This window comes from Calditrichota bacterium (genome assembly GCA_013151735.1).
Classification (GTDB): Bacteria; Zhuqueibacterota; JdFR-76; order JdFR-76; family BMS3Abin05; genus BMS3Abin05.
Genome location: JAADHR010000195.1, coordinates 1 through 5,713, shown reverse-complemented (window position 1 = coordinate 5,713; position 5,713 = coordinate 1). Strand labels below are relative to the sequence as shown.

Sequence of the window (5,713 nt, the reverse complement as noted above, 5' to 3'; positions counted from 1 at the left end):
AAAAAATCGGATTTTATTATTTAACTTTTTTTTCAACCCACCCCCTCGCTCCCCCTCCCTTATTTAAGGGAGGGGGAAGGGGGGAGGGTCAATAACAGAAAAATATTACGTAATAACTTATTTTTTAATTGATTATAAAGCGACCCCGCGTTAATGGCAAATTAATTTCTATCACAACTTGTTGATCTTATTTTGTTACGAGCCATTGCTTGTGTCAGAAATCCTGACTTTTTCAAAGCTTTCTATTACCAAGTTTTCTAATATACAAAATTTTGAAAAATAAAACCACAAAAATTAAAAACAAATTCCAACTTACAAAAAAGAACCGGTCACCGAGTGCTCGCCATAGGCGAACGTACCGAGGGGACTCCCACCGCTTACCGAACCACAATCAATTTTCCGATGGCGGAGGTTGTTTTCCCTGCCCATTCCGCCTGAAGTCTGTACAAATACACCCCGTTGGCCAGGCGATCGCCGTCAGCGTCCAGCCCCTCCCAGTGAAAACGATTCGGGCCAACAGACCCGCTCAGATTCTCCGCATGAAAAATCTTCCGGCCCGAAAGGGTGTAAAGCGAAAGTTTGACCTGATCGGCCGGCTGCGTGAGAAAATAGGTAAAATCGGCGGGCCCCGCGGTCGGATTCGGATAATTCAGTAAATTTTCGATGGCAAATGTTGACTTTACCACAAATTCCAGGTGGACCGAACGTGCGTTTAATGTAGCATCTTTGGCAATCACATCCAGAGTATGCCGCCCGCCACTCAGAGTGGGGTTGAACTGAACCCGTGCACCGGAGGTTCCCTTCCCCTCCAGGGGCTGAAACTCAAGGACGTCCGCTGAATTCGCGTAGTACTCCGTCCGGGAATCCAGAAATATCCGGACAAGAGAGGTGTCTGCAATGGCCAGGGGACTGTTGTCTTCAACAAAAATGGAAATCTTGGGATGCATCGAAACCCAATCGCCCGGCAAAATATCCTGCCCGTCAAAGGTCACCGAAATCTGCGGCCGAATGGTATCCCTCCGCACAAACAGATGCAGTTGATACGTATTATTTTCATCCGAAAGTTCGCTCAGCTTGTGATGCGGATCGATCATCAGCAGAACTTTTGTCGGGCCTTCTTGTCCTTTCGTGGACAGGTGAATGGAAAATTCGGCTGAACCGTTCGGCGCAATGGGCGGTACACTCCCCGCTGCTACCGTGTCCGGCGCGGCATTTTGGCTGATCAAACCAATGCCCAGTTCCGTGGAATCGGATGCCACGGAACCAATGTTAAAAATCTTCCCGGAAAGTGTAACCGGAGTGCCTTCCAGAACCGAATCCGGTTTAATTGTCCAAAATGAGGGACGGGTGGTCAAATCGGGGACCGGATCGTAACCAATTCTCCAGGCAGAGAGTTCCGGCGAGTGCGTATCATCCCCGCTTGTGAGAATGGCCATCATTTTCAGAACCGGATACCGCTTTGCTGAAATGGCGCTGAGCGAAAGGGAGCTGTCCAGAAGCGGCACCGACAGCAGGGTGTCCCAGACCGCGGCCGCGGCCTTTTTCCCCAGAATTTTTACGCGAACAGCCGTTTCGTTTTCGCCCCAGGTTCCGGAAAAATGAGCGGTGTGCCAGGCCGATGCCGGCCCAATTGTCTCTGAAGTAAGGGTTCCCTGAGAAACCCGGTAACTCATCAGGGTATCCCGAACAATAGCGTATCCGCCGCCAACCGGCACCAGCTTTTCAGGAACGCTCCCGATGGGAGCGCCTTTCCTTCCGATAATGGCCCAGGAATCCCGAAAACCGATCTGTCGGCAATAGCGGCTGCCAATGGATTCCAGAGCCTCCAGGGCCTTTTCGGTCAGGCGAAAACTGCCGTCGTCCATAATGCCGGCCAGTACCACGCTTCCGGGCGGAAGGCTTTGAATAAAATCCGCCAGGCTGTCCGATGCGGCCTCTGATGCGTACGTATCGTACACGCGGGCCGGTGCCAAGGGCTCTCCGGTTCGGGCATCTAACGCAACCACATTCATGCCGCGTTTGTGATCATTAATGACCTGAAAATTTACAATCAGATAGGCAATATTTCCATCATCGTGACCGGCGGATTGGACTTCCAGATAGGTTGCCCGGGTTGAATCGGGCGCCAATTGAAATCCCGATTCCGTCCGCAGAAGTCTCCAGACGGCCGCCTGCCCGAATCCCGTTTGAAAGGACTGACCCCACCCGAAATTTCCAAAATCTTTCCGAATCTGAAATACCCCGTCCACCCAATTGGAGGTGCCCTGGGTGGAATTCATGCGGGAACGCCAGAAATACACGCCGTCCTGCAACCGGATGGGAATTTGCCAGGAGGCAACCAGACGATTCCCCGGCTGATTTCGGGCCGTTATTTTTATGGGTGAATTAAAATCCCGGGTTGTGTCCAATTCAAAGGTGTACGTTACCATTTGATCCACAGGAAGCTCTTCCGGCACATTCACCTGCAATCGGGGCTCCGGCGTATTCAGAATGGCAAAATTCGGTGGAAGAGATACCGAAATTTCCGTAGAATAAACGGAAAATTTCCGGGAAGTCCGGTTGTTTGAAAACGTCCATTCATTCACCCTTTCATCCGGATTTACATCCGCCTGTAGTGTAAAACGGCCCGCTTTACCGTTGAGGGGAAGGCTTGTCTGAAGCGAATCGGAATAGCCAAACGGCGGCAGCCCCAGCATTTTTTGGGAAACAAGATTTCCTTCTTCGTCCAGAAGCCGCAGGCTCACGCGGGTGCTGTCTTCCACAAAAAGGCCGTAATTGTACACGTGCACCTTCACGTTCAGCAGGGAATCTTTCTGTGTGATTTCTTCAGGTGAAAGGGAAACGTTCTCCGCCTGCAACACAAGGTCCGGCTTTTTCGGCACACTCAGATGCAGAGCCGGGTCCCCGATAAGGGTGTACTGATCCAGTGCGCTGCGATTGGTGGGTGTATCCCCCAGCTCCTGCCAGAGGTGAACACGCGCCAATGTGGTAGCCGGCCCCAAATCCAAAAGCGTATCCTGCAGAACATACTGAAACAGGGTGGTCAACAGAAAATTATCCTGATAAATGTATCCCCATCCGGTGGTACCCCAAAATGCGATGGCTCCCCGGTCGGGTGTTGTCACAAAGGCTTCGGCAAAACTGTCCATGAACGGATTGGCAAATCGGGCCGTGTGACAGGTCATACTGGTAATAAGGGGCAGTTTTTCTCCATTCTTCAGTTCGGGGATGTCCTCATTTTGAATCATGAGGTCCCAGGTGTCACTGCCGGCATGTCCCATAAAATTGAACCAGAGACATCCGCGATCGATGGCAGCCATAATTTCGGGACGCAGTTCCCCTACCAGGCGGCCTTCGCTTTCTTTGTAGATGCGGGTCACCGTTCCGCCAAAGGGCGCCGGAATCACAAAATCCCGAATCAGCGATTCGGACTCCGATTTAAACAGATTCTGTTCCCAATCATTCACCCCCCCATTTAAAAAGACGACCCGCTTTTTCCAGGCGGCAGGAGAAGTCTGTTCATACCGAATGATTTTGTCAATGACCGTTTGCGCCTCGGCACGCGATTTTACAGGAAGCCTTCCGGCAAACATCTGCGGCACATAGGGCTCCCGGCTGTTGAATGCCACATACCGGTTATCGGAGACCGGATTCGCGATGGGCGGCACAAAATTCCGATTGACGCTGTTCTCCAGATGATGTTTGTAGTCCCACGTGCCGTCACCCAAAAAGAGCACGTACGCAGGGGCAGGCGCTGTCCAGTGATCGTAAGCATATTTCAAGAAATCCCGAATGGCCGGAGGATAAAAAATCCCGTAAGAAAATTCGTCGAAAATATTCTGAACATCAACAACGGCTGTACGAAAACCGTTGTGACTCTGCCGGTAGGCCGCCAGCCGATTGGCCTGTTCCAAAAAAGGGGCCGCCGTAATGATCACATAATCCGCTCCCCGGTTTTCATCCCGAAGGTGTGACGGGGCATCAACGATCATCCGATCGGGATGTTTAAGGGCCGATTCGGTGGTGATCCAATAATCTTTTGGTTTTTCTACAAAATCCGCAAACTGTACATAATAGCGATCCGAGCCGTATTTTTCGATTTTAGAGGCTTCGATTCGAACCGAATCCGTCAGGTCGTACACCAAAATAGAGGGACTGTGCAGCAGAGTGACCCGGTACACCACGGTGGTATCTTCGACATCTGCGGGAGACTGCGCTTCCAAATAATTGTCCGACGCCACATAGCTCCGGTTATACGACAATTCGATCCAATCCAGATAAACGGCGTCGCGGCTGGCCCCGGTATCTCCGGCAGACTGGATGCGAACCGTGTTACTCCCGCTTTTGAGCAGCCCTTTGGGAAGGGCCGTATTGTAAAGAATCTCCTGAATGCCGTCGAAGCGAAAATCCCCGATTTCAGAATCATTCAAATAAATTCGGATGTGGTGATCGGGATTTTGAATATCGGCCGTGATCCCTCGCAATCGAATCCGGATGGAATCCGGGCGCTCCCCTTCCACCAAATGGGGAGCGTTTACGGTGTAGGAAAATGAATCGCCTGCGTAGATGCGGTCCCAGATCCAGCCTTCTCCCGGTGAAACATCGGAACTAAAAATCGATAAATCGTTATCTCCAAAATAATAAATGTGATCCTCTTCAAAATGGGCTTTCTTGTAGAAAGACTGCGCCAGAACGCCGTTTTTACCGGATGCCGCTTTCACCCGCATTCGCCGGCCGGGGCCCCCGTCGTAGGTGAACCAGTAAACCGACGTGTCCGTGTACGTGTCGTAATAGCCGTCCGTTCCCCGATTCCAATCGCCGTAAAATCGTACAGAATCCCCCGGTTGAAATCGGGTAGAATCCTGTGTAATGACCTCGATTGGAATCTGTTTTCCCTTGCAGAAGATTTTAAATTTTCGGGGATCCAGAGTTGACGGCAGTCCAAGGCTGTCAACCAGCTCGTGGTAGGTAACCGTGTAGATCCCCTGCTGGCTGATATAAAATTTCACATAATGATAGGCAGGATTGTACCAGGTTCCCGCCGCTTTTTTCAGGGGCTTTTGTTTGATTTGAAAATTCAGGTGATCAAAATTGAGGGTTTCCTTCTTCAGAATGTTCTTTTGCCAGAGAGAAAGCTCCCGCGGAAGGGCAATCGTTGACCCATCGGCCGAGCGTACCCGAATCAAAGCAACCGCTTTTCGTACGATCTTCAGCGTGTGGGCAAGCGAATCATAGTAAAAAGGGCGAATGTGAAACGAAAAAACGGGGACACCAAACCATTCGGTTTTCCCGGCCATTTCCAGAATGCGATCGGAGGCTCTTTTGTCCACAAAGCGTTTGAGAGAATCGGGAAATGTGGGGACGGTAACACCTGTCAGTGTTTCCGTGCGTGAGTCCAGAATCCGAATCTCGGGCTGCTGGTTTCCCGGAAGAATCAGAGCAAAACTTTTGACGGGCAGAATGGGTTGCCCGGGCTGCGGCAGATAGCGGCCGCCGCGGAAAAAGGGAACTTTTTGACCCGATTTCGGCTGGGCCCGAAAGTGAACGGTCGGCAAGGTGTAGGTTATTCGATAGCCATCAGGCACCTTTTCAAGGAGTATGTCAGTTTCCGCCGACCACGCCAATTTTGAAACAACAACCAAAAGCAGAAGAACTCCGAGGAGTCCTATTAGACGACGCTTCGTCACACACATTCCCTCACATTTTTCTCCAC

Annotated in this window: 1 protein-coding gene; it reads right to left on the bottom strand. The window is 51.1% G+C overall.

The genetic code is table 11. The features are described 5' to 3' along the window. Positions 1 to 377: 377 nt before the first annotated feature. Positions 378 to 5,687 carry a hypothetical protein gene (locus tag GXO76_13755; protein ID NOY78923.1) on the bottom strand — a complete coding sequence of 1,770 codons (5,310 nt, stop codon included), beginning with the start codon at positions 5,685 to 5,687 and terminating at the stop codon, positions 378 to 380. Positions 5,688 to 5,713: the final 26 nt, after the last annotated feature.